Source organism: Rhizobium sp. BK650, assembly GCF_014195325.1.
Taxonomy (GTDB): Bacteria; Pseudomonadota; Alphaproteobacteria; order Rhizobiales; family Rhizobiaceae; genus Rhizobium.
Genome location: NZ_JACIBK010000006.1, coordinates 36092 through 57737, shown reverse-complemented (window position 1 = coordinate 57737; position 21646 = coordinate 36092). Strand labels below are relative to the sequence as shown.

The 21646-nt window shown below is 58.2% G+C and carries 16 protein-coding genes and 1 pseudogene; 12 read left to right on the top strand and 5 right to left on the bottom strand.

Annotated elements, in window-relative coordinates:
- The first annotated feature begins 1 nt into the window (after position 1).
- From FHX15_RS16005 to FHX15_RS15965, 9 genes are all read left to right on the top strand, one after another.
- Positions 2-1141 (top strand): hypothetical protein, encoded by a 1140-nt coding sequence (locus FHX15_RS16005; RefSeq protein ID WP_184398744.1) that lies wholly within the window; start codon positions 2-4, stop codon positions 1139-1141.
- Positions 1142-1579 carry a cell envelope integrity protein TolA gene (locus FHX15_RS16000; protein ID WP_184398743.1) on the top strand — a complete coding sequence of 146 codons (438 nt, stop codon included), beginning with the start codon at positions 1142-1144 and terminating at the stop codon, positions 1577-1579.
- A 23-nt stretch (positions 1580-1602) separates the two neighbouring features.
- Positions 1603-2913 (top strand): Tol-Pal system beta propeller repeat protein TolB, encoded by a 1311-nt coding sequence (gene tolB, locus FHX15_RS15995; protein ID WP_184398742.1) that lies wholly within the window; start codon positions 1603-1605, stop codon positions 2911-2913.
- Positions 2914-3071: 158 nt separating this feature from the next.
- Positions 3072-3602: a peptidoglycan-associated lipoprotein Pal gene (pal, locus tag FHX15_RS15990; RefSeq protein ID WP_184398741.1), complete on the top strand. Its 531-nt coding sequence runs from the start codon at positions 3072-3074 to the stop codon at positions 3600-3602.
- A gap of 161 nt (positions 3603-3763) precedes the next feature.
- Positions 3764-4762: a tol-pal system protein YbgF gene (gene ybgF, locus FHX15_RS15985; RefSeq protein ID WP_184398740.1), complete on the top strand. Its 999-nt coding sequence runs from the start codon at positions 3764-3766 to the stop codon at positions 4760-4762.
- A 30-nt stretch (positions 4763-4792) separates the two neighbouring features.
- Positions 4793-6109: a tRNA lysidine(34) synthetase TilS gene (gene tilS / locus FHX15_RS15980; RefSeq protein WP_409527018.1), complete on the top strand. Its 1317-nt coding sequence runs from the start codon at positions 4793-4795 to the stop codon at positions 6107-6109.
- A 97-nt stretch (positions 6110-6206) separates the two neighbouring features.
- Complete coding sequence (gene ftsH / locus FHX15_RS15975; RefSeq protein ID WP_184398738.1) at positions 6207-8138, top strand: ATP-dependent zinc metalloprotease FtsH; 1932 nt, start codon at positions 6207-6209, stop codon at positions 8136-8138.
- A 241-nt stretch (positions 8139-8379) separates the two neighbouring features.
- On the top strand, positions 8380-9732 hold the full coding sequence (gene glmM / locus FHX15_RS15970) for a phosphoglucosamine mutase (RefSeq protein WP_184398737.1): 1353 nt from the start codon (positions 8380-8382) through the stop codon (positions 9730-9732).
- Positions 9733-10101: 369 nt separating this feature from the next.
- The gene (locus tag FHX15_RS15965; protein WP_184398735.1) at positions 10102-10947 is read left to right on the top strand and encodes an outer membrane protein; all 846 of its coding nucleotides are present in this window, start codon (positions 10102-10104) and stop codon (positions 10945-10947) included.
- A gap of 67 nt (positions 10948-11014) precedes the next feature.
- Here the strand turns inward: FHX15_RS15965 and FHX15_RS15960 are convergent.
- Positions 11015-11487 (bottom strand): annotated as a pseudogene (locus FHX15_RS15960) (TetR/AcrR family transcriptional regulator); the annotation flags it as partial.
- Positions 11488-11746: 259 nt separating this feature from the next.
- Here FHX15_RS15960 and FHX15_RS15955 point away from each other — a divergent pair.
- The gene (locus tag FHX15_RS15955; RefSeq protein ID WP_184398733.1) at positions 11747-12925 is read left to right on the top strand and encodes a phosphoserine transaminase; all 1179 of its coding nucleotides are present in this window, start codon (positions 11747-11749) and stop codon (positions 12923-12925) included.
- An 84-nt stretch (positions 12926-13009) separates the two neighbouring features.
- The gene (gene serA, locus FHX15_RS15950) at positions 13010-14605 is read left to right on the top strand and encodes a phosphoglycerate dehydrogenase (RefSeq protein WP_184398731.1); all 1596 of its coding nucleotides are present in this window, start codon (positions 13010-13012) and stop codon (positions 14603-14605) included.
- 89 nt (positions 14606-14694) lie between these two features.
- On the opposite strand, the gene FHX15_RS15945 is transcribed toward serA, so the two are convergent.
- Positions 14695-14988, bottom strand: coding sequence for a hypothetical protein (locus tag FHX15_RS15945; RefSeq protein ID WP_409527017.1), 294 nt, complete (start codon positions 14986-14988; stop codon positions 14695-14697).
- A 194-nt stretch (positions 14989-15182) separates the two neighbouring features.
- Here FHX15_RS15945 and FHX15_RS15940 point away from each other — a divergent pair, with 194 nt between their 5' ends.
- Entirely contained in the window at positions 15183-17264 is a 2082-nt protein-coding gene (locus FHX15_RS15940) for a bifunctional diguanylate cyclase/phosphodiesterase (RefSeq protein WP_184398729.1), read from the top strand.
- A gap of 57 nt (positions 17265-17321) precedes the next feature.
- Here FHX15_RS15940 and FHX15_RS15935 read toward each other — a convergent pair whose 3' ends face one another.
- The 3 genes from FHX15_RS15935 to FHX15_RS15925 all read right to left on the bottom strand — a co-directional run bounded on the left by FHX15_RS15935 (position 17322) and on the right by FHX15_RS15925 (position 21573).
- The gene (locus tag FHX15_RS15935) at positions 17322-18944 is read right to left on the bottom strand and encodes an L-lactate permease (RefSeq protein ID WP_184398727.1); all 1623 of its coding nucleotides are present in this window, start codon (positions 18942-18944) and stop codon (positions 17322-17324) included.
- A 49-nt stretch (positions 18945-18993) separates the two neighbouring features.
- Positions 18994-19992, bottom strand: coding sequence for a 2-hydroxyacid dehydrogenase (locus FHX15_RS15930; RefSeq protein ID WP_184398725.1), 999 nt, complete (start codon positions 19990-19992; stop codon positions 18994-18996).
- A gap of 624 nt (positions 19993-20616) precedes the next feature.
- On the bottom strand, positions 20617-21573 hold the full coding sequence (locus FHX15_RS15925; RefSeq protein WP_184398723.1) for a DMT family transporter: 957 nt from the start codon (positions 21571-21573) through the stop codon (positions 20617-20619).
- Positions 21574-21646: the final 73 nt, after the last annotated feature.

The following is a 21646-nucleotide window of genomic DNA, read 5'->3' as shown; positions in this document are numbered from 1 at the left end:
TATGAAGACCAGCGTCGTCACATCTGCGGTTCTGCACGGGCTGGTGCTTACCTGGGCGCTGGTTTCGCTGAGCGCCCCGGAATCCTTCAAGGTGGAGGATTTCGAGGCAATGCCGGTCGATCTCGTGCCGGTGGAATCCATCACGCAGATGCAGCAGGGTGACAAGAAGGCTCCGAAGAAGGAGACTTCCGCGCCGGTGCCGACGACACGGCCACCGATCCCGCAGCCGGCCGACAATGCCGGCAACAACAATGCCGATCTGAAGACGCCGCCGGTCCCGAATGCCAAGCCGAGCAATAGCGAGGCCGCCGCAGCCAATTCGAGCGACAAGCCGCAGCCGCAGATCGACCCGAAGCCCAACGACGTCAAGGAAGTCAACAAAGAAGAGACCGAGGTCGAGCAGCCGAAGGAAGTCGCTTCCATACCGCAGACCAAGCCCGCGGAAATCACGCCGCCGAAGCCTGAGGAAAAGCCGCCGGAAGAACAGGCCAAGCCCGCAGAACCGCCGAAGCCGGATGCGGAGGCATTGCCGGACAAGGTGCCGACTCCGGTCGTCAAGCCGCAGGTTAAGCCGCCGGAACAGAAGCCGGCTGAAAAGCCGTCCGAAAAGACACCGGACCAGCCGAAGGCTGCTGAAACGCCGACGGACAAGAAGAAAGCCGACAAGAAGCAGGAAGTTGCGAAAGCTGCTTCTTCAATGAAGAGCGACTTCAATGCCGACGAGATTTCCGCGCTGCTGAACAAAACGGATCCATCTGCCGGCGGCGCCAAACGATCGACGCAGGAAGCATCACTGGGCGCGAAGAAGAGCAACGGTGGTGCTAAACTCAGCCAGAGCGAGATCGACGCGGTGCGCGGTCAGATTTCTGGCAACTGGACGGTTGTCTCAGGTTTGGCCGGTGCCAACGAAGTACAGCTTCAGGTCCGTGTCCAACTTGATCAGGCCGGCAACGTTGTTGGTGAGCCAGAGGTTATTGCGACAGGCGGTCCTGATTCAACACGTCAGGCGCTTAAGAGCAGCGTCTATCGTGCCGTTATGAAATCATCTCCACTTAAAAATCTGCCAGCGGACAAATACGAGGGCGAAAACGGCTGGAACGAATTGGTTCTCAACTTCGATGCAAGTGATTTGGGAATCTAGATGCTGAAAAGCCTATGCCATCTCCCGAAAGCCATCGGGATCCTGACGATGTTCACGGCCATTTTTTCGTTTCCGCTTTGCGTGTACGCGGAAACGAAAAGCGGTGAAAAAGGCGATCGAAAAGTACCGATTTTAACTGTCACAGTTATCAATGCGATGCGAAATGCCATTGAAAATCGTTTTGTCCTTCCTGGCGACTTAAAGGACGCGGGAAACGTTCATCTAAGCTTTCACGTGCGCCTTGATAAGGAGGGTCGCGTTATAGGCACCCCCGACGCGGAGGTCAGTGGGGGTAGCGAGCGCACACGGAAAATCATTACCGAGGCCGCTCTTCGCGCAATTACCCGCGCGGGTCCTTACACGATGCTTCCAAAAGACAAATACGATGCCTGGAAGGAAGTCATTTTGAACTTCGACACCAGCCAACTGAACCTATAAAGCGCTGAAAGGCTTGTTTTGATATGGTCAAGTGTTCCCTCATCCGCATCCTGATGGTCGTTGCCGGCCTGGTTGGGGTCGCTATTTTCACGACTCCGGCGAGCGCACGCGTCGAGATTAATATCAACAAGGGTAACATCCAACCGCTGCCGATCGCCGTGACGGATTTCCTTCAGGGCGACATGGGCGCTCAGGTTTCGCAGGTTATCGCGGCCGACCTGCAGCGATCCGGCCTGTTTGCGCCAATCAGCAAGACCGCATTCATCGAGAAGATTTCCAATCCGGATGCCGCTCCTCGCTTTGAAGACTGGAAGGTCATCAACGCTCAAGCGTTGGTAACCGGTCGCGTCACCCAGGAGGCGGATGGCCGTCTTCGCGCTGAATTCCGTCTGTGGGACACCTTCGCCGGCCAGCAGATGACCGGTCAGCAGTTCTATACGCAACCGGAGAACTGGCGCCGCGTCGCCCACATCATCGCCGACGCCATCTATAAGCAGATCACCGGTGAAGAGGGTTACTTCGACACACGCGTCGTCTTCGTTTCCGAGTCCGGCACCAAGCAGCAGCGCAAGCGTCAGCTGGCGATCATGGACCAGGACGGGTTCAACGTGCGCATGCTGACCGATGGCAGCGACCTCGTTTTGACGCCGCGCTTCTCGCCGAGCCGGCAGGAAGTCACCTACATGTCCTTCGCCAACCAACAGCCGCGGGTCTATCTGCTGCAGCTCGAAACCGGGCAGCGCGAAGTCGTCGGCAACTTCCCGGGCATGACCTTCTCGCCGCGCTTTTCTCCCGATGGCCAAAAGGTCATCATGAGTCTGCAGCAGGAAGGCAACTCGAACATTTATACGATGGACCTGCGTTCGCGTACCACGACGCGCCTGACGTCCACGGCTGCGATCGATACTTCACCCTCCTATTCGCCCGACGGCAACCGTATCGCCTTCGAAAGCGATCGCGGCGGACAGTCGCAGATCTATGTCATGAATGCCGATGGGTCCGGTCAGACCCGCATTTCCTTCGGCGATGGCCGTTACTCCACGCCAGTCTGGTCGCCGCGCGGCGACCTGATCGCCTTCACCAAGCAGTCGGGCGGCAAGTTCTCGATCGGCGTCATGAAGCCTGATGGCTCGGGCGAGCGCATCCTGACGACCGGCTTCCACAATGAAGGCCCGACCTGGGCGCCGAATGGCCGCGTTATCATGTTCTTCCGCCAGGCCGCAGGTGCGGGTGGTCCGCAACTCTACTCGATTGATCTGACTGGCTACAATGAACAACCTATCAAGACCCCGTCCTACGCATCTGACCCGGCTTGGTCGCCGCTTCTGGAGTAGTGGATGGGCAGAATGCCGCCTTTATGTCGCCGCAAAGTCCTGAAAATGGGCGAAGCAGGGACAAATCAGCAAATCGTTAACCATAATCTTTGAGGGCCGGTTAACCGAGTGCGGTTACTGTCCGGCAACCCTGATTGAAGTCGCAAGGAGACCCGGCCATGAGCCGAATTCACACCCCGGCAATGAGCCGCATGCAGAATTTCGCCCGCAACCCCGTCATGATCGCGCTTGTCGCAGGCCTCGCTCTGGCGAGCTGCGCCAACAAGAAGAATATGCCGAACAGCGCCGGCGACATCGGCCTCGGTGCCGGTGCGGCAACGCCGGGTTCCGCCCAGGACTTCACGGTCAATGTCGGCGATCGCATCTTCTTCGACACCGACTCGACCTCGATCCGCGCTGACGCGGCCCAGACGCTCGACCGTCAGGCCCAGTGGCTTGGTCGTTACCCGAACTACCAGATCACCATCGAAGGTCATGCCGACGAACGCGGCACGCGCGAATACAACCTGGCTCTCGGTGCCCGTCGCGCTGCTGCTACCAAGGATTATCTCGCTTCGCGTGGCATTCCGGCCCAACGCATGAAGACGATCTCCTACGGCAAGGAACGTCCGGTCGCCGTCTGCGATGATATTTCCTGCTGGTCGCAGAACCGCCGTGCCGTTACTGTTCTCGGCGGCGCAGGCACGTAATTTCGGCAAAAGCCGGATTTTGACGAGGCGGCTCGCTTGCGGGCCGCCTTTCTTTTTGACCACACTTTGGCCAGACTCCGTTGCTTTTTGACAGCAATTGGAAAAATCTCCTGTTCGTGCCATTGGGGCGCGAAGAATCACTGGGACAGGACGATACAAAAATGAAGAAACTAGTCGTGGCAGGCATGCTGTGCCTTGCGGCCGTGACCGGGAGCGAGCGAGCGGCTTATTCCGCTTCGTTCTTCGGCTTGCGCATCGGCGGCCAATCCGCGCAACAGAGCCAGCCGGCAGCACCTGTTGTCAACGTGCAGAGCAGCGGGGCGGAAGTCCGCATCCAGCAGATGGAAGATCAGATGCGGCAGTTGAACGGTCGTATCGAGGAAATGAGCTATCAGCTCCTCCAGATGCAGGAGACGATCCGCAAGCAGCAGGAAGACAATGAGTTCCGCTTCCAGCAGCTCGAAAAGACGGGCGGCGGCGCAAGTGGCGGCGGTGCTGCCAAGGCGCCAGTGAAGAAGAGCGAAGCCGATGTCGCTCCACCGGCATCCGGAGGTGGTGACGATATCGCCAAGGTTATTCAAGCCCCACAGGGAGCCGAAACGGCTCCCTCCACCGATGTGCCGACCAATGGCGGCCTCGGCCAGCCGCCGCGCGAACTTGGCTCCATCGATTTTGATCAGAATGGGAATGCCATTGGCAATACTTTGAACAAGAATGCGACGGTCGGTTCGGCGCCGCTGCCGGATGCGACAGCGCCGCAGCAGACCGCCTCCCTCGGCAGCGAGTCCGAGCAGTACAAGGCAGCCTACGGCCATGTGCTTTCCGGCGACTATGGCACGGCTGAGCAAGAATTCACGCAGTATATTTCCCATTATCCGAACAGCTCGCGTGCAGCGGACGCCAATTTCTGGCTCGGAGAAGCGCTTTATTCGCAGGGCAAGTTCAACGAAGCCGCCAAGACCTTCCTAAACGCGCATCAGAAATACGCGACCTCCGAAAAGGCGCCCGAGATGCTGCTGAAGCTTGGAATGTCGCTTGCTGCGCTCGACAATACCGACACTGCCTGCGCTACCCTGCGCGAAGTCAGCAAGCGGTATCCAAAGGCCTCTCGTGCCGTCATAAACAAGGTCGCGAGCGAACAGAAGCGTCTCGCCTGCTAAGGGTCTTCCGGCTTGTTTCCGGAAAGTCTGATGTCTCCTGAGGCGGCAATTGGCCGTTTCCTCCGTTTACTGAGAACGCCTGCGCGCATTCTGGTTGCAATTTCGGGCGGAAGTGATTCCACCGGCCTGCTCCTGCTGCTCTGCGAAGCGCTGAAGGCTGCTCCTAATCTCTCAATTTCCCTTTGTGCTGCGACCGTCGATCACGCTTTGCGCAGCGGATCTGCAGAAGAGGCGCGCCAGGTCGCTGCTTTCTGCGCATCGATAAGCATTCCACACCGAACAATGGTCTGGCAGGGCGAGAAGCCGAAATCCGGTATCATGGCCGCGGCGCGAGAGGCTCGTTACGATCTTCTTGCCGAGGCCGCGGAAGCGCTCGATGCCAACCTCATCGTGACAGGGCATACGCTCGACGATCAGCGCGAAACGCTGCAGATGCGGAGCAAACGGACGGAACAGATTTCTACAGGTATCGCAGATGCGGTGCTCTTCGACCGGCGTTTCTGGATCCTGCGGCCGCTGCTTTTTTCCAGCCGAGCAGATATCCGCGCTTTCTTGAATGCACGAGCCGTGTCGTGGATCGACGATCCCAGCAACGAGGATGTGAAATATGAGCGCGTGCGGGCACGCCGGGAGCTTTCAGCGGATAGAGATGCAGAAGGGGACATCGGTGGCGGCTGGGAAGAGCGGCTGGTTCTCTCGGCGACGGGAGCCGAATGGCTAAGGCGCTATTTCGCGCTTCACGGTGGCTTGCTCGGACACGTGATGCCTGATGGATTGAGGCAGAATCACGCGGTGCTCGGCTACGTACTCGGTCGTCTGACGGCGGTCTTTGGCGGGCAGCCTTTTGTGCCGGGGAGGGAGCAGATGGAGCGACTTCTCACATTTGCTACCGGTGGCAAGCCCGGACGCTTGACTATCGGAAGGGTGGTCTTCGATTTGCGACGCGACGGCCTCTATCTTGCGCGTGAGGGCCGCGGGTTGCTGCCTCTGACGCTCCAGCCGGGAGAGGCTGGGATTTGGGATGGGCGGTTTCGTGTGCGCAACAGATCGAGAGCGGCAGTTCGTGTCGAGGCTATTGCCAATTCAGGAATGACGGGGGATCATGTTGCGCATCTTCCCAAGTCGGCATGGAATCGTGCTGCCGGCTCAGCGCCGGCTTTATTGGCCGATGAAAGCCCCTTGTCAGCCAAATATGCCCAATCCGTCGACTTAACGCCCCATTTTGCCCCCTTCGACCGCTTTTTGACAAGATTTGACTTCACCTTTGCCGAGAGGCTTTCGGCAGTTTTCTCAAGGGCGCCCTATGCGGAGCCGCCTTTAAGAAGTATTGACGGAAAAATGATCTGACAGAGTGGATCGCCTTGGCAATGGCTCGGGGCAACCCTATGTTAGAGACCAAATACGACGGTCGCCATGAGGCGACTGTCCAGTGCTGGGGAGTTCGATGAACCCTAACTTACGTAATTTCGCCTTGTGGGCGATCATAGCGCTTCTGCTGATCGCCCTCTTCAGTATGTTTCAGACGGCTCCAGCGCAGACGGGTTCGCGCGAGATCCCCTATTCGCAGTTCCTGCGTGAGGTGGATGCGGGCCGCGTGAAGGATGTCGTGGTCACTGGTAACAGGCTGACGGGGACATATCTGGAAAACAACAATACCTTCCAGACCTATTCGCCCGTTGTCGACGGCAATCTACTTGACCGCCTGCAGTCCAAGAATGTCGCTGTCACTGCGCGCCCGGAAACTGACGGTTCCTCCGGCTTTCTGAGCTATCTCGGAACTCTGCTGCCGATGCTTTTGATCCTCGGCGTCTGGCTGTTCTTCATGCGGCAGATGCAGGGCGGCTCTCGTGGCGCGATGGGCTTCGGCAAGTCCAAGGCCAAGCTTCTGACGGAAGCGCATGGCCGCGTGACCTTCGATGATGTCGCCGGCGTGGATGAGGCCAAGCAGGATCTGGAAGAAATCGTCGAGTTCCTGCGCGATCCGCAGAAGTTCCAGCGCCTCGGCGGCAAGATCCCGCGCGGCGTTCTGCTCGTCGGCCCTCCGGGTACCGGTAAAACGCTGCTCGCCCGCTCGGTTGCCGGCGAAGCCAACGTGCCGTTCTTTACCATTTCCGGCTCCGATTTTGTCGAAATGTTCGTCGGCGTCGGCGCAAGCCGCGTCCGCGATATGTTCGAGCAGGCCAAGAAGAATGCGCCTTGCATCATCTTCATCGACGAAATCGACGCTGTCGGCCGCCATCGTGGCGCCGGTCTCGGCGGCGGTAACGATGAACGCGAACAGACGTTGAACCAGCTGTTGGTGGAGATGGATGGCTTCGAAGCCAATGAAGGCATCATCCTGATCGCTGCGACAAACCGTCCTGACGTTCTCGATCCGGCACTCTTGCGCCCGGGCCGCTTCGACCGTCAGGTCGTCGTCCCGAACCCTGATATCGTCGGCCGCGAGCGCATCCTGAAGGTTCATGCCCGCAACGTCCCGCTGGCTCCGAACGTCGATCTCAAGGTTCTGGCTCGTGGTACGCCCGGTTTCTCCGGTGCCGACCTGATGAACCTCGTCAACGAAGCAGCCCTCATGGCCGCGCGGCGCAACAAGCGCGTCGTCACCATGCAGGAATTCGAAGACGCCAAGGACAAGATCATGATGGGTGCCGAGCGCCGCTCTTCGGCTATGACCGAAGCGGAAAAGAAGCTCACAGCCTATCACGAGGCTGGTCACGCCATCACCGCGCTGAACGTTGCTGTCGCCGATCCGCTGCACAAGGCAACGATCATTCCGCGCGGCCGAGCACTCGGCATGGTCATGCAGCTTCCCGAGGGCGATCGCTACTCGATGAGCTATAAGTGGATGATTTCGCGTCTCTGCATCATGATGGGCGGCCGCGTTGCCGAAGAACTCACCTTCGGCAAGGAGAACATCACATCAGGTGCTTCCTCCGACATCGAGCAGGCAACCAAGCTTGCTCGTGCGATGGTCACCCAGTGGGGCTTCTCCGACGAGCTCGGCCAGGTTGCCTATGGCGAGAACCAGCAGGAGGTCTTCCTGGGTCATTCGGTTTCGCAGTCGAAGAACGTCTCTGAAGCGACCGCGCAAAAGATCGACAACGAGGTGCGTCGCCTGATCGACCAGGCCTATCAGCAGGCCAGGGACATCCTGACGGAAAAGCACGACGAGTTCGTGGCTCTCGCCGAAGGCCTGCTCGAATACGAAACGCTGACCGGCGAAGAGATCAAGGCGCTCATCCGCGGCGAAAAGCCGGCGCGTGATCTTGGCGATGATTCGCCTCCAAGCCGCGGCTCGGCTGTTCCGAAAGCCGGCATACGCCCGGCTTCCAAGGGTGATGAACCCGAGGGCGGGCTGGAGCCTCAGCCCCACTGAAATTGAACAGGGATTTTCCTAAAGGGCCGGATTTCCACAGGGAATCCGGCCCTTTGAATATTAGTAACAGGATATAATCGATTTTCTTGGTAATTTACGTGCCGGTTACGCGGTTTTGTGGCATTCCGCTGACTAAGGACAAGTCTGGATAAAATTTGGGGGATAGCCTTTGAATTTGAAGCCGGATTCTTGCTTGAGGAATGCGCAGCCTCTACGGCGCGCCAAAAGCGCAGGAGTGCATATGAAAAGACGCTATTTCGGGACGGACGGCATCCGAGGCCAGGCTAATATCTTTCCCATGACGCCAGATCTCGCGATGCGGGTCGGTATCGCCGCGGGGACGATTTTTCGTAACGGCGCCCATCGTCATCGTGTGGTGATCGGCAAGGACACGCGCCTGTCGGGGTACATGCTGGAGAATGCCCTGGTGGCCGGCTTTACTGCGGCGGGGCTCGATGTGTTCTTGCTTGGTCCTATTCCGACGCCTGCGGTTGCCATGCTGACGCGTTCTCTGCGATGCGATATCGGCGTGATGATTTCGGCGTCGCACAATCCGTTCGAGGATAACGGTATCAAGCTTTTCGGTCCTGATGGCTACAAGCTCTCCGATGATCTCGAAGCACAGATTGAAGACCTGCTCGACAAGGACCTTTCGGGACAGCTTGCCAAAGCTGAGGAAATCGGCCGCGCCAAGCGCGTCGATGGCGATATTTACCGTTATCTCGAACACGTCAAACGCACCTTGCCACGCGATGTGACCCTGCAGGGCCTGCGTGTCGCGGTCGACTGTGCCAATGGTGCGGCCTACAAGGTGGCGCCTGCCGTTCTCTGGGAACTCGGCGCCGACGTCGTGACGATCGGCAACGATCCGAATGGCACGAACATCAATCTGAATTGCGGCTCCACGAGCCCGGTCGCGCTGCAGAAGAAGGTCGACGAGGTGCGGGCCGATATCGGTATTGCGCTCGACGGCGATGCAGACCGTGTCATCATCGTCGATGAGAATGGCTCGATCGTCGATGGCGATCAGCTGATGGCCGTCATCGCCGAAAGCTGGGCCGAGAGCCAGCAGCTGCGCGGTAGCGGCATCGTTGCGACCGTCATGTCCAATCTCGGTCTCGAGCGCTTCCTCGAGGACAAGGGCCTCGGTCTCGCCCGCACGAAGGTTGGCGACCGCTATGTCGTGGAGCACATGCGCCAGCACAATTACAATGTTGGTGGCGAGCAGTCCGGCCATATCGTGCTTTCGGATTATGGCACGACCGGTGACGGTCTCGTTGCTGCCCTGCAGATCCTGGCGGCTGTCAAGCGCACGGGCAAAACAGTCAGCGAAGTCTGCCGTCGTTTCGAGCCGGTGCCGCAGCTCCTGCGCAATGTTCGCATCAGCGGCGGCAAGCCGTTGGAGGACCTGCAAGTGGTCAAGGCAATTGCCGATGCGGAAGCCGAGCTTTCCAAGAATGGCCGCCTCGTCATTCGTCCGTCCGGCACCGAGCCGCTAATCCGTGTGATGGCGGAAGGCGACGACCGCGCGCAGATTGAGCGGATCGTCAACGACCTGATCGGCACGATTTCAAGCGTGCGCAGCGCCGCCTGAAAGCGACAGAAAAGAGATTGAAAGCCGGCCTTCGAGCCGGCTTTTTTATTGGCGTTGCGCGAGCCGGGCCGTGTGGTTGCCGCAGGCGGGGGCTTCGGCCTTGTGGGCGACGACTGTGAAACCTGTTCAGTGAGCAGGGCGCGATATTCATCCGGGCTGAGGAGCAGTTTTTATTTACCCTTTTGCAGATTCCGGAAGTCGAACCAGTAAGGGCGGCCCATATTTACTTTTTCGAAACACGTTCTGCCGTGAATGTTTAAATTACTTCTTATGGTTAAGCAGCTTTTAACGTTTCCGATTCATTATCCATGAAAAGCGTATCCGTTTGGCGGTCCACAGCACGCCGACGCAACCGACTGGAGTGAATCCATGAAACGAACCTTGTCCGGTATCTTCGCCGCGCTGTTGATCGCGTCGAATGCCTATTCTGCCGATCTTGCTCCGGTCGAGCCCGTGCCGGAACAGCCGCCGGAAGTCGCCGTCACCGAATCGACCGGCTGGTATCTGCGTGGTGATATCGGGTACGCTTTCACCGACCTGCGCGGTGCGAAGTTCTTCCAGGGAAGCAATGCTCTTGAAGCTGATTTCGACCATGCTGATCTGGATGACACCTGGATGATCGGCGGCGGTGTCGGCTACCAGATCAACAACTATCTGCGTACCGACCTCACCTTCGATTACCTCACCAATTCAGATTTCCACGGCTCGACGACTGGCGGCGGTGCGGCCTTCGGTGCATGCGTCGTCTCATGTACTTCGCGCGATGTATCGTCGATGACGGCCTATACGCTACTGGCCAACGCTTACGTCGACCTCGGCACTTACGCCTACTTCACACCCTATGTCGGTGCCGGTATCGGTGGTTCCTACGTCAAGTGGGACGATCTCCACAATGTAGCCTGCGCCGACGACGGCAGTGGCTGCGATGACGGAGTTATTCACGGCGGTCGCGGCGGCTGGCGTTTCAGCTACGCTCTCATGGCTGGTGCCTCGATCGACGTAACCTGCAATGTCAAGGCCGATGTCGGCTACCGCTACCTGCATATCAATGGCGGCGACATGTTCGGATACAACGAAAACGGCGGTCCGGGCCGAGACCGCGGCATCAACGTCCACGAAGCCCGCATCGGCGCCCGTTACCTCTTCGACGGCTGCGCTCAACCGGTCGCCTACGAACCTCCGCAAATTCCGCTGCAGCAGCCGGTCTACAAATAAGAGCGAAGTTCAAAGGCTATCGAAAGCCGTCCGAAAGGGCGGCTTTTTCGTCTCAGCGAGTGCTTCTCTAAACCATGGCCAGGATGATTTCGGACAGCTCGCTTTCCGCTTGCGTCGCAATAATCTCGCCTGTTGCTGCGGCATAGGAGAGAGCCTCGGCCGCGCCGAGCATTGACCACAGGCTGGCTGAAGCGATCGTCCCCGCACCAACGAAGGGCGTGAGCACGGATCTGCATTGGTCCATGAAAACCGTCTGACACTCGTGCTTGATCTTTTCCAACTCCGGGGAAACTTGCCAACGCGGCGATGACGTCAGGAATTTCACGCCCCCGCGTGAGAACGCAATCAATATAGGCGGCCGCCATGACCTTGGCCTTGTCGCGCAGCGCCGGTCCGCTTTCGCGAGGCGCAGTATCCATCAGCGCCGTCTGCGTCGAATTCGCGGTAGAGTTCCGCAAGCAATCTCGGCGGCGTCCCGACGACAGGCTTTGCGACACCGGCTTGCTCGGCGAGGCGCCCCAGGCCTATGAGGATACGTCCGGCAAGGTTGTGAAAAAGCTTCGGCATTTGTCCGTCCATCTCATCGGCATCGGCAGTGCGGATACCGGCACCTATGAGCGGCACAACACACGCGATCGCGCCGCCGGCGGAGCGGCGTAACCGGAGATGTGATCGCCGCTGCGGCAAAATAGCCTCCAGAAACGACATCTCCCGCTTGACTATAGGGGGCTTCGCTCATAAACACGGCGGCGGGACACTCCTCCCCAACGAGGAGCCATCTATCTGGAAGGGTAGCAATATGGCAAATACCGCAAAGCCGGACGTGCGTCCGCAAAACACTCATTTTTCTTCTGGTCCCTGCGCGAAACGTCCGGGTTGGACGCTCGAAGCTCTTTCCGATGCGGCCCTTGGCCGTTCGCACCGTGCGAAAGTCGGCAAGGCCAAGCTGAAGCAGGCGATCGATCTCACCCGCGAAGTTCTGGAAGTGCCTGCCGACTACCGCATCGGCATCGTGCCAGCCTCCGATACCGGCGCTGTCGAGATGGCGCTATGGTCGCTGCTTGGCGAGCGTGGCGTCGATATGGTCGCCTGGGAAAGCTTTGGTGCCGGCTGGGTCACCGACGTCGTCAAGCAGCTGAAGCTCAAGGATGTTCGCAAGATCGAAGCCGGTTATGGCGAACTTCCCGACCTTTCGACCGTCGATTTCGACCGTGACGTCGTCTTCACCTGGAATGGCACGACGTCCGGCGTTCGCGTTCCTAACGCCGACTTCATCCCTGCCGACCGCAAGGGTCTGACGATCTGCGATGCGACCTCTGCCGCTTTCGCGCAGAACCTCGATTTCGCAAAGCTCGATGTCGTCACCTTCTCCTGGCAGAAGGTTTTGGGCGGCGAGGGCGCGCATGGCATCCTCATCCTGTCGCCGCGTGCTGTGGAGCGTCTAGTCTCTTACCAGCCTGCCTGGCCGCTGCCGAAGATCTTCCGCCTGACCTCGGGTGGCAAGCTGATCGAAGGCATTTTTCAAGGCGAAACGATCAACACGCCGTCGATGCTCTGCGTCGAGGATTATATCGATGCGCTTCTCTGGGCCAAGCAGCTTGGCGGCCTCAAGGCGCTGATTGGTCGCGCCGATGCCAATGCGAAAGTCATTGCCGATTTCGTCGCGGCAAACGACTGGATCGCCAACCTGGCCGTCAAGCCGGAGATCGAATCCAACACTTCGATCTGCCTGAAGATCGTCGACAAGGACGTTGCGGCTCTCGATGCCGATGGTCAGGCGAATTTCGCCAAGGGCCTCGTCGCGCTCTTGGAAAAAGAGGCTGTCGCCTACGATATCGGCGCTTACCGTGACGCTCCGTCCGGCCTGCGCATCTGGGCTGGCGCCACCATCGAAACCGCCGACATGCAGAAGCTGATGCCCTGGCTTTCCTGGGCCTTTGCCACGCAGAAGGCGACGCTTTCACAGGCTGCTGCCTGATGTGATCGCATTCGGCTCCGCCTGATGGCGGAGCCCCGCAATCCCAATTCAAGTTTATCGCTGAACTCTTTGAAGGAGGCCCTAATGGCACCTCGCGTTCTCGTATCCGACGAACTGTCGGAAACCGCCGTCCAGATCTTCCGTGATCGCGGCGTCGAAGTCGATTTCCAGCCGCAGCTCGGCAAGGACAAGGACAGACTGTTCGAGGTCATCGGCAATTATGATGGTCTCGCCATCCGTTCCGCCACCAAGGTGACGGAGAAGATCATCGAAGCGGCCAAGAACCTCAAGGTTGTCGGTCGCGCCGGTATCGGCGTCGACAATGTCGATATCCCGGCCGCATCGCGCCGCGGTATCATCGTCATGAACACGCCGTTCGGCAACTCTATCACGACGGCCGAACACGCAATCGCGCTGATGTTTGCGGTCGCGCGCCAGCTTCCGGCTGCCGACACCTCGACGCAGGCCGGCAAGTGGGAGAAGTCGAAGTTCATGGGTGTCGAAATCACCGGCAAGACGCTTGGCGTCATTGGCGCCGGCAATATCGGCTCCATCGTCTGCGCTCGCGCCATCGGCCTGAAGATGCATGTCATCGCCTATGACCCGTTCCTCTCCAAGGAGCGTGCCGAGGAAATGGGCGTCACCAAGGTAGAGCTCGACGAATTGCTCGCCCAGGCCGACTTCATCACGCTGCACGTGCCGATGACGGAAAAGACACGTGGCATCCTGAACAGGGAAGCGCTTGCCAAGACCAAGCCCGGCGTTCGCATCATCAACTGCGCCCGCGGGGGTCTCGTCGATGAGGCCGCCCTTGCCGATGCTATCAGGTCCGGTCATGTGGCCGGTGCGGCCTTCGACGTCTTCGAAGTCGAGCCCGCCAAGGAAAGCCCTCTCTTCGGTCTGCCGAACGTCGTCTGCACGCCGCATCTTGGTGCATCGACCACGGAAGCGCAGGAGAACGTCGCTTTGCAGGTTGCCGAGCAGATGGCCGATTACCTGGTCAAAGGCGCCGTTTCGAATGCCATCAACATGCCATCGATCACCGCTGAAGAAGCACCGATCCTGAAGCCGTTCATCAAGCTCGCCGATGTTCTCGGTGCCTTTGTCGGTCAGGTCACGGAAGAGCCGATCAAGGAAATCGAGATCCTCTATGACGGCATGACGGCCAATATGAACACTCGGGCTCTAACCTCGGCGGTTCTTGCCGGCCTGATCCGTTCGCAGGTGGCCGACGTCAACATGGTTTCGGCGCCGATCATGATCAAGGAAAAGGGTATCATCCTTTCTGAGGTAAAGCGGGACAAGTCGGGCGTGTTCGACGGCTACATCAAGCTGACGGTGACCACGGAAACGATGACGCGGTCGATTGCCGGCACGGTCTTCTCCGACGGCAAGCCGCGCTTCATTCAGATCAAGGGCATCAATCTGGACGCCGATGTCGGCAGTCACATGATCTACATCACCAATACGGACGTTCCCGGCATGATCGGCTTCATCGGCACGACGCTGGGAGCTGCGGGCGTCAATATTGCCAACTTCCAGCTCGGCCGCGACAAGCAAGGCGGGGATGCCATTGCTCTGCTGTATGTGGACGCTGCGGTTGACGATGCCGTTCTGAAGAAGCTGACAGCGAATCCGGCAATCCGCCAGGCAAAGCTGCTGACCTTCAACGTCGATTGAGTTTTTCTCCCAAGGAAGACATGCAAAACCCGGCGCGGTTTCCGCGCCGGGTTTTTATTGCGCCAGCCTACGTAGCTCGTGGCCGGCCGTCAGTGGTGGGCGACCTTCGTGTCGTGATGCAGGAAAGTGTCTCTGCTCGTGTCCAAAACCCTGAAGAACTCGTCCCAAGAAATGCTCTCGACAGAATTTTCTTGCCTGCCAAAATCAACGCCAACCAGGCCGCTTTTCATCCGAGCCGGATGACCGCCGCGTGCTTCGAGCCACTGTCGGATCTTATCGTGATCTGTCGTTGCGGATGTGCCCATCATCGCCTCCCTGCAGATGGGTTGCATTTCAGCTGGCAATAACTCTTTGGAAATGAATTGGTTCCATCTGATAATCATGTATGCGTCCGGCCCCTTGCATGGTTAATTCCTGGGATTTGCAGCTGCGCCGTGAAAACAGCTTGGCCTGAGAGACCTTTGCTGCTTATTTTGTGGGCGTCCGCACAAATTTTGGGCCTCTTATGATTTTGATTTTATTTAGCTTTCTCGGCTATACCACTGTCGATATTGGTTCTAATTTCGCGTGAATTTCTATGGCCTCGTTTCAGACGATATCCGGGCAATCGGAAGCTTTCGTTGATGATTTCCGTTCGCTGTTCGCGACCCACCCTTCTCCAATGTGGGTCTACGATCCGGATACGCTTCGCTTCCTGATCGTCAACGAGGCGGCGTTGATGCTTTATGGCTATAGCGCAGAGGATTATCGGGACATGACTGTGCTCGATATCCGCCCCGCAGCGGAGCGCGCGCGGATGCTCAGCGCCGTTTCCGAGCGCACCGACATGGAAAAGGCCGAGCGTTGGACGCATCTGAAGGCCAATGGCGAGACCATCGAAGTTCTGACCTACGGCCGGGAAGTGCGCTTCGAAGGGAGGGCTGCGATCCTGGCTATCGTGCAGGATCGCACAGAGGTGAATGCTGCCCAGCGTCAAATCACCGACACACGTTCGCTGCTGGACAGCATCGTCGACAACCTGCCAGTCGGTGTCTTCGTCAAGGACATGGACGACGAAGGCCGCTACATTCTGCTGAACGAAGCCTGCGGCGAGATCATGGGATTTCATGCCAGCGAGGTGGTTGGACATCTGGACCGGGACTTTTTCCCCTCAGAGCAGACCGCCATCTTTCGCGAGCAGGATCATGGGGCGTTTGTCGCCGGCGCGACGATCAGTTTCGAGGAGACGATGGAGCGGGCCGATGGCGGCAAGCGGATCCTTCGCACCGTCAAGCGTGCCCTGCCGGCACCTGAAGGGAAGGCGTCGCGCTATCTGCTCGGCATCTCGCATGACGTGACGGAAGAGCGTGCGGTGGAGGCGAAGCTTGCGCATCTTGCTATGCATGACTCACTCACGAGCCTGCCGAACCGCGCCGCCTTCTCCAAACATATCCGTAAGCAGACTATCACCGCCTCCATCGAAAAGCCGGTAGCGCTGCTCTACATCGACGTCGACCACTTCAAGACGATCAATGACAGCAAGGGCCACGCTGCCGGCGATGCGCTTCTCTGCCAGGTGGCGGAACGCCTGCTGGCGCTTGCCAATGAGGGCGACCTTGTGGCGCGTCTGGGTGGCGATGAATTTGCGGTGGTGCTGCAGCAGACCGAACCGGATCGGGCAGAGCGCTTTGCCGATCTCTTGCTGAAGTCCCTTGCTAGGGCTTTCGATCTCGACGGAGCCCGGGAGCATGTGACCTGCAGTATCGGCATTGCGCTAGCGCCAGTCGACGCCGGCGAGGCCGATTTGCTGATGCGCCATGCAGACCTCGCACTCTACGCCGCCAAGCAAAGCGGCCGCTCGACCTATCGTTTCTATGAGGCCGCGATGCGGCTCGAAGCCGAACGCCGTCATCATCTGACGGGCGAACTGCGTGACGCGCTGGAACACGGGCAGTTCGAGCTACATTACCAACCTATCGTCCAGCTCGAGGATGATGGCATCGGCGGGTTTGAGGCACTGATCCGCTGGCGCCATCCGGTACGAGGTCTTGTTCCACCGATGGAATTCATTCCGCTTGCCGAGGAGACGGGGCTCATCGTGCCGATCGGCGACTGGGTTTTGCGGGAAGCCTGCCGCGCTGCCGCGCCGTGGCCGGACCATTTGAAGATTGCCGTCAATCTTTCCGTCAGCCAGTTCCGCCATGCGAGCCTGCTTTCAAGTGTCGTCGCAGCGCTCGACACGACGGGTCTTCGCTCCGAGCGGCTGGAAATCGAGATCACCGAATCCGTCTTCCTGACGGATGTGGCGCAGAGCCTGCCGCTGCTTCGTGCGCTCAAGGAACTCGGTGTGCGCATTGCGATCGATGATTTCGGCACGGGCTATTCGTCGCTGAGCTATCTGCGCGCCTTCACCTTCGACAAGATTAAGCTCGACCGCAGCTTCGTGTCCGGTATCGAGACGGATCCCGGCAATCTGGCCATCGTGCGGGCCGTAGCCGGCATCGGCTCCGGCTTCAATGCCGTCACGCTCGCCGAGGGTATCGAGACCGAAGAGCAGTTGCAGAAACTGCGCGCCGAAGGTTTTGGCGAAGTGCAGGGCTTTCTTCTCGGAAGGCCCATGCCGCAGCACGAGGCGGAGGCATTGATCTACGGCCGGCAGCTGAAGAAAGCGTCAGGCTGAGATCATCATATGAGGTCCGCCTCGGAAACTCCCCGATTTATATCGAATGCGTATTTGTCACCAAACCAAGAATGACAAGATGAATGTCCAAAGGCAGACATAGACGAGAAGCCCAAAACTATAGAGCAAAGTCGTCCGCATGATGTCGGATTCTCGGCCAACTTGGCCTACCGCAGCCGCCGCGATGGCTATGGACTGTGGGGAGATTAGTTTCGCCATCACTCCACCACTCGTGTTGGCCGCTACCAAGAGCGCTTGGCTGGCCCCGATCTGAGATGCCGTAACCGATTGCAAGTGAGCAAAAAGCGTATTGCTGTTGACGACGGATCCGGTGATGAACACGCCAAACCAGCCGATCACAGGCGCGATCAGCGGAAAGACCCTGCCAGTTTGAGCTAGTCCCAGACCGATACTGGAGGATGCTCCGGAGAAGTTGGCAATATATGCAACGGCCATGATGAGAGAGATCATGGCGAGCGGGCTCCAAAGGTCACGAATGACCGACCTGAGCTGGTTGAATGCTTCCGCAGGCGATAGTCTGGACGAAAACAAGGTGGTGAGAATTACAGCGACCAAAATTGCTGTTCCGGATGCGCTGATCAGAGCAACGTTCCAAACGGCTGGCAACTCGTTGGTCGCATCTGCGATCGGAGGCATTTGCTGGACCTGGAGGTGCAGAAATGGGATTTGCAGTTTCAGCACGGTGGCCGCGAGAGGACCGTCGCCGACAAATAGGTCCTTAAATTGCGGTAAGCTCCATAACAGGATGGTACCGGTCAAAATGTAAAAGGGCGACCAGGCCTTAATGACCTCCGTCAGCGACCACCGCTGTGCTGATAACGGCGGAGCGCCAGCCTCTCGATAAATCCGCTTTGGCTGCCAGAACAGCATGAACAATGCCAGCGTTCCCATGGAGACCAGTGGCGCCACGATGTCGGTCAATTCCGGTCCGACAAAATACAACGTAAGTGTCTGAAGGCTGCTGAACAGAGCGCCGATCAGGAGCAGCACGGGCCAAGTTTCTTTCACACCTCGATAGCCATCCAGAACAAGAATGAGCAATAGCGGCACGAACAGTGTGGAAAGTTGGACGATTGCGATCATCATGGCAGACATCTCGGCCAGATTGACTCCGCCTTGCTGTGCACCGACGAGGACGGGAATGCCGATCGCGCCGTATGCGCCGCTGGCGGCATTTGCCAGCAGGCAGAGCATGGCTGCCTTGATCGGCTTGAAGCCGAGTTCCACGAGCAGCGCAGCGCAGATGGCGATAGGCACACCGAATCCGGCAGCTCCTTCTAAGAACGCACCAAAGCAAAAGGCAATCAAAATGACCTGAATGCGTTGATCATCCGAAATTGTTGCGATGCTTCCCCGGATAATCTCGAACTTGCCGCTTTTGACCGCAAGCCGGTAAAGCCAGACTGCCATAAGCACGATATAGCCGATTGGCCACAACCCGCCGAGGATGCCAAAGACGGCGGCTGCAAGTATCTTTTCCAGCGGCATTTGAAACATAACGGAAGACATGATGATCGATATCGCCAGTGTGGCGATTGCGGCGGTCAATCCCTTGAGCTTCAGGAAGGTCAGCGCGAGCAGAAAGAACAGAATAGGAAGGGCGGCAACCAATGCCGAAAGATGAAGGTTCCCTAACGGATCGTATGTCTGCTGCCACATCGGCTTTTCCTGCTTCGTTCGATTTCGGATGCGACGTCAGACGGAGGGCTTACGCTTTCAGTACGGCATTCGGACAGCTTGTTCCATGGACCAGGCAATTCAGGTTTTGAAACGTGACGTCTGCAATCTCGCGTAAGGCTTCGGTGGTGAAAAAACCCTGATGCCCTGTCACGAGGACGTTGGGGAAAGTCATCAGCCGCTGAAAGACATCGTCATCGATGATATCGGACGAGCGATCGTGAAAGAAAAGCGCACTTTCCTCTTCGTAGACATCGATACCGAGAGCGCCCAGGCGGCGAGATTTCAGCGCCAGAATGACTGCGCGCGTATCGATCAGTGCCCCGCGTGATGTATTGATCAGCATTGCGCCGGGTTTCATCAAGCCCAGTTTCTCTTTGTTGATCATGTGTCGGTTGTTTTCAAAGAGCGGGCAGTGGAGCGTGACGATATCAGACCTTGCCAGCAAGCTATCCAAATCCACCATTTCGCCTATGGCTGTAAATTCAGGGGATGGCATTGGATCGAACCCCAGAACACGGCAGCCAAAACCATTCATGATTTTCGCGACAGCGAGTCCGATCTTGCCCAAACCAATAACGCCGACAGTCTTTCCGTGAAGGGTCATACCTAACAGGCCGTTGAGCATGAAGTTACCTTCTCGAACGCGGTTATAGGCGCGATGCGTATGTCGATTGAGTGTCATGATCAGCGCTACCGTGTGTTCCGCGACAGCCTCTGGGGCGTAGGCAGGCACGCGCGCGACGAGGAGACCAAGCTTTTGGGCGGCATCGATATCGACATTATTGAAGCCAGCGCAGCGGAGGAAAACGCCCTTCACACCGAGCCTGGACAAAGCCTCAAGAACGGGTGCATTCACGACATCGTTGACGAAGACGCATATGGCATCACAGCCCTGCGCAAAGGCTACTGTCTGTAAAGACAGGCTGGCTTCTTGGTAAATCAGATCGAAGGGCGTCGGTTCACGCCGATTTCCTTCGTCCAGGAAATTCTTGTCGTAGGCATGAGCGCTGAAAACTGCGATTTTCATGGGTAATCCTATCGTCGTGCTTGAGGCTGCGCTCGCCTTCAAGGAAAGGGTTGGGACTGCCCCGGAATACTTAGGCGCAGGCCCACGACGCTTCGTCGTCAAGCAAGTCGATGCCGAGGCCCTCGGATATCAACAGCTTGTGAGAAGCAGGAAAGTAAGGGGACGCCAAGTAACATGCTGGCCCTCCAACGATCTCCCAGGCAAAACTATTCTAGGCTAGATGCTAGCATCGATTACAGGATGAAGCCCGTAGCATCGCGTAGCCTCTATCGGTGTGGAAGGCGCTTGCAGTCAGAAAGGGCCTCAGCCTGAGATCATCGTATCGAAAGCCTTGAGAGCTGACGGTCCAATGCCTAGACAACTGCCTCAATCATTTCTTTGATGATTGGCGTAGCGATTGGACTGCCATCATCGCCAATCCCGGCGTAGTACTTATTTGCAATAAACTGATCGGTACCTGGGCCAGCAACATCTGCCTGTTTCTTGGAGGCGCAGTTCTGACTGACGATGCCTTTGGCAATTATCGCATCCGCTTTCGCTGTTGATGCCGCTGATGGAAAGCAGCGCATGCGGGCGGTGATAGGCGAGCCGCTGCTCAGAGCAGACGCAAGGCGTGGAATAAGCTTAGCGCGTCGGAGTTTCTACGTCGCCATCCGCGGGCGTCGTGGCGATGGGCGACTGCGCATCGCCGGAGGCAACGGCCGCGGGCAAGGGAACGTGGCGCTTGCGTTCGCGGATCAGCGTGAGCAGGCCCGAGCAGATGATGAGGACGATGCCGAGCGCCATCGGCAGATCGACACTATCGTTGAAGAAGAGATAGCCGAAGGCGATCGCCCAGATCATCTGGCTGTATTGCGGTGTTGCAACCAGCGTGGCAGGGGCGAGCCGTGCCGCGGTCATCAGCATGACGTTACCGGCGGCACCGAGCAGGCCGTAGCTTGCAAGGAACAGCCATTGCTGCGGGCTTGGCGCGACCATCTGCGACAGCATGAGAAGGCCGCTGACAACAAGGGTACCGAGCAGTGATGCGCCGTAAAGCGAGAGACGCTTTTCGGCTGGGCCGAGCTTGCGGAGGATGACGATCGCAATGGCGGCTGAGATTGCACCAATGGTCGCCGCCAGATGGCCGACGGACAGTTCGCGAAAGCCGGGTCGCAGAACCACCAGCACGCCAAGGAAGCCGACGATGACAGCGGCCCAGCGCTGCCAGCGTACGTCTTCCTTCAAGAAGATTACCGAGAGGATAGTGACGAAGGAGGGAAGCAAGAAGAGCAGGCAGAAGGCCTCCGCCATCGGCAGTTTGGTGAACGTGATGATGGAGGCAATTGCGCCTGTTGCCCCGGCTGCAAAGCGCGCCATCCAAAGCGGTCTGTTCGTCGTCCTGAAAATATCGAGCCATGAATCGCCTCCTCCCTTAATGAAAGGCAGGGCAGCGACACTCAGGACGGCACCCGTGAAGGCGACCTGGAAGGAAGGAACTGTGCCATGCAGGGCCTTGATGGACGCATCACTGAAGGCAAAGACGGCATAGGCCGCAAATGCGACGAGGACGCCACGAAGCGTGGTGGAGGCGGCTGTCATTTGTCCGAATCTTCTAAAAGGTGGGTCATTTCATCTACGTGATGAAATGCCGCCGATCAAAGGTCGATTGCGA

Bases quoted from the DNA above. Each gene is read 5' to 3' on its own strand.
- FHX15_RS16005 (WP_184398744.1), top strand. From the start codon at position 2: ATGAAGACCAGCGTCGTCACATCTGCGGTTCTGCACGGGCTGGTGCTT.
- FHX15_RS16000 (WP_184398743.1), top strand. From the start codon at position 1,142: ATGCTGAAAAGCCTATGCCATCTCCCGAAAGCCATCGGGATCCTGACG.
- tolB (WP_184398742.1), top strand. From the start codon at position 1,603: ATGGTCAAGTGTTCCCTCATCCGCATCCTGATGGTCGTTGCCGGCCTG.
- pal (WP_184398741.1), top strand. From the start codon at position 3,072: ATGAGCCGAATTCACACCCCGGCAATGAGCCGCATGCAGAATTTCGCC.
- ybgF (WP_184398740.1), top strand. From the start codon at position 3,764: ATGAAGAAACTAGTCGTGGCAGGCATGCTGTGCCTTGCGGCCGTGACC.
- tilS (WP_409527018.1), top strand. From the start codon at position 4,793: ATGTCTCCTGAGGCGGCAATTGGCCGTTTCCTCCGTTTACTGAGAACG.
- ftsH (WP_184398738.1), top strand. From the start codon at position 6,207: ATGAACCCTAACTTACGTAATTTCGCCTTGTGGGCGATCATAGCGCTT.
- glmM (WP_184398737.1), top strand. From the start codon at position 8,380: ATGAAAAGACGCTATTTCGGGACGGACGGCATCCGAGGCCAGGCTAAT.
- FHX15_RS15965 (WP_184398735.1), top strand. From the start codon at position 10,102: ATGAAACGAACCTTGTCCGGTATCTTCGCCGCGCTGTTGATCGCGTCG.
- FHX15_RS15955 (WP_184398733.1), top strand. From the start codon at position 11,747: ATGGCAAATACCGCAAAGCCGGACGTGCGTCCGCAAAACACTCATTTT.
- serA (WP_184398731.1), top strand. From the start codon at position 13,010: ATGGCACCTCGCGTTCTCGTATCCGACGAACTGTCGGAAACCGCCGTC.
- FHX15_RS15945 (WP_409527017.1), bottom strand. From the start codon at position 14,988: ATGATTATCAGATGGAACCAATTCATTTCCAAAGAGTTATTGCCAGCT.
- FHX15_RS15940 (WP_184398729.1), top strand. From the start codon at position 15,183: ATGGCCTCGTTTCAGACGATATCCGGGCAATCGGAAGCTTTCGTTGAT.
- FHX15_RS15935 (WP_184398727.1), bottom strand. From the start codon at position 18,944: ATGTGGCAGCAGACATACGATCCGTTAGGGAACCTTCATCTTTCGGCA.
- FHX15_RS15930 (WP_184398725.1), bottom strand. From the start codon at position 19,992: ATGAAAATCGCAGTTTTCAGCGCTCATGCCTACGACAAGAATTTCCTG.
- FHX15_RS15925 (WP_184398723.1), bottom strand. From the start codon at position 21,573: ATGACAGCCGCCTCCACCACGCTTCGTGGCGTCCTCGTCGCATTTGCG.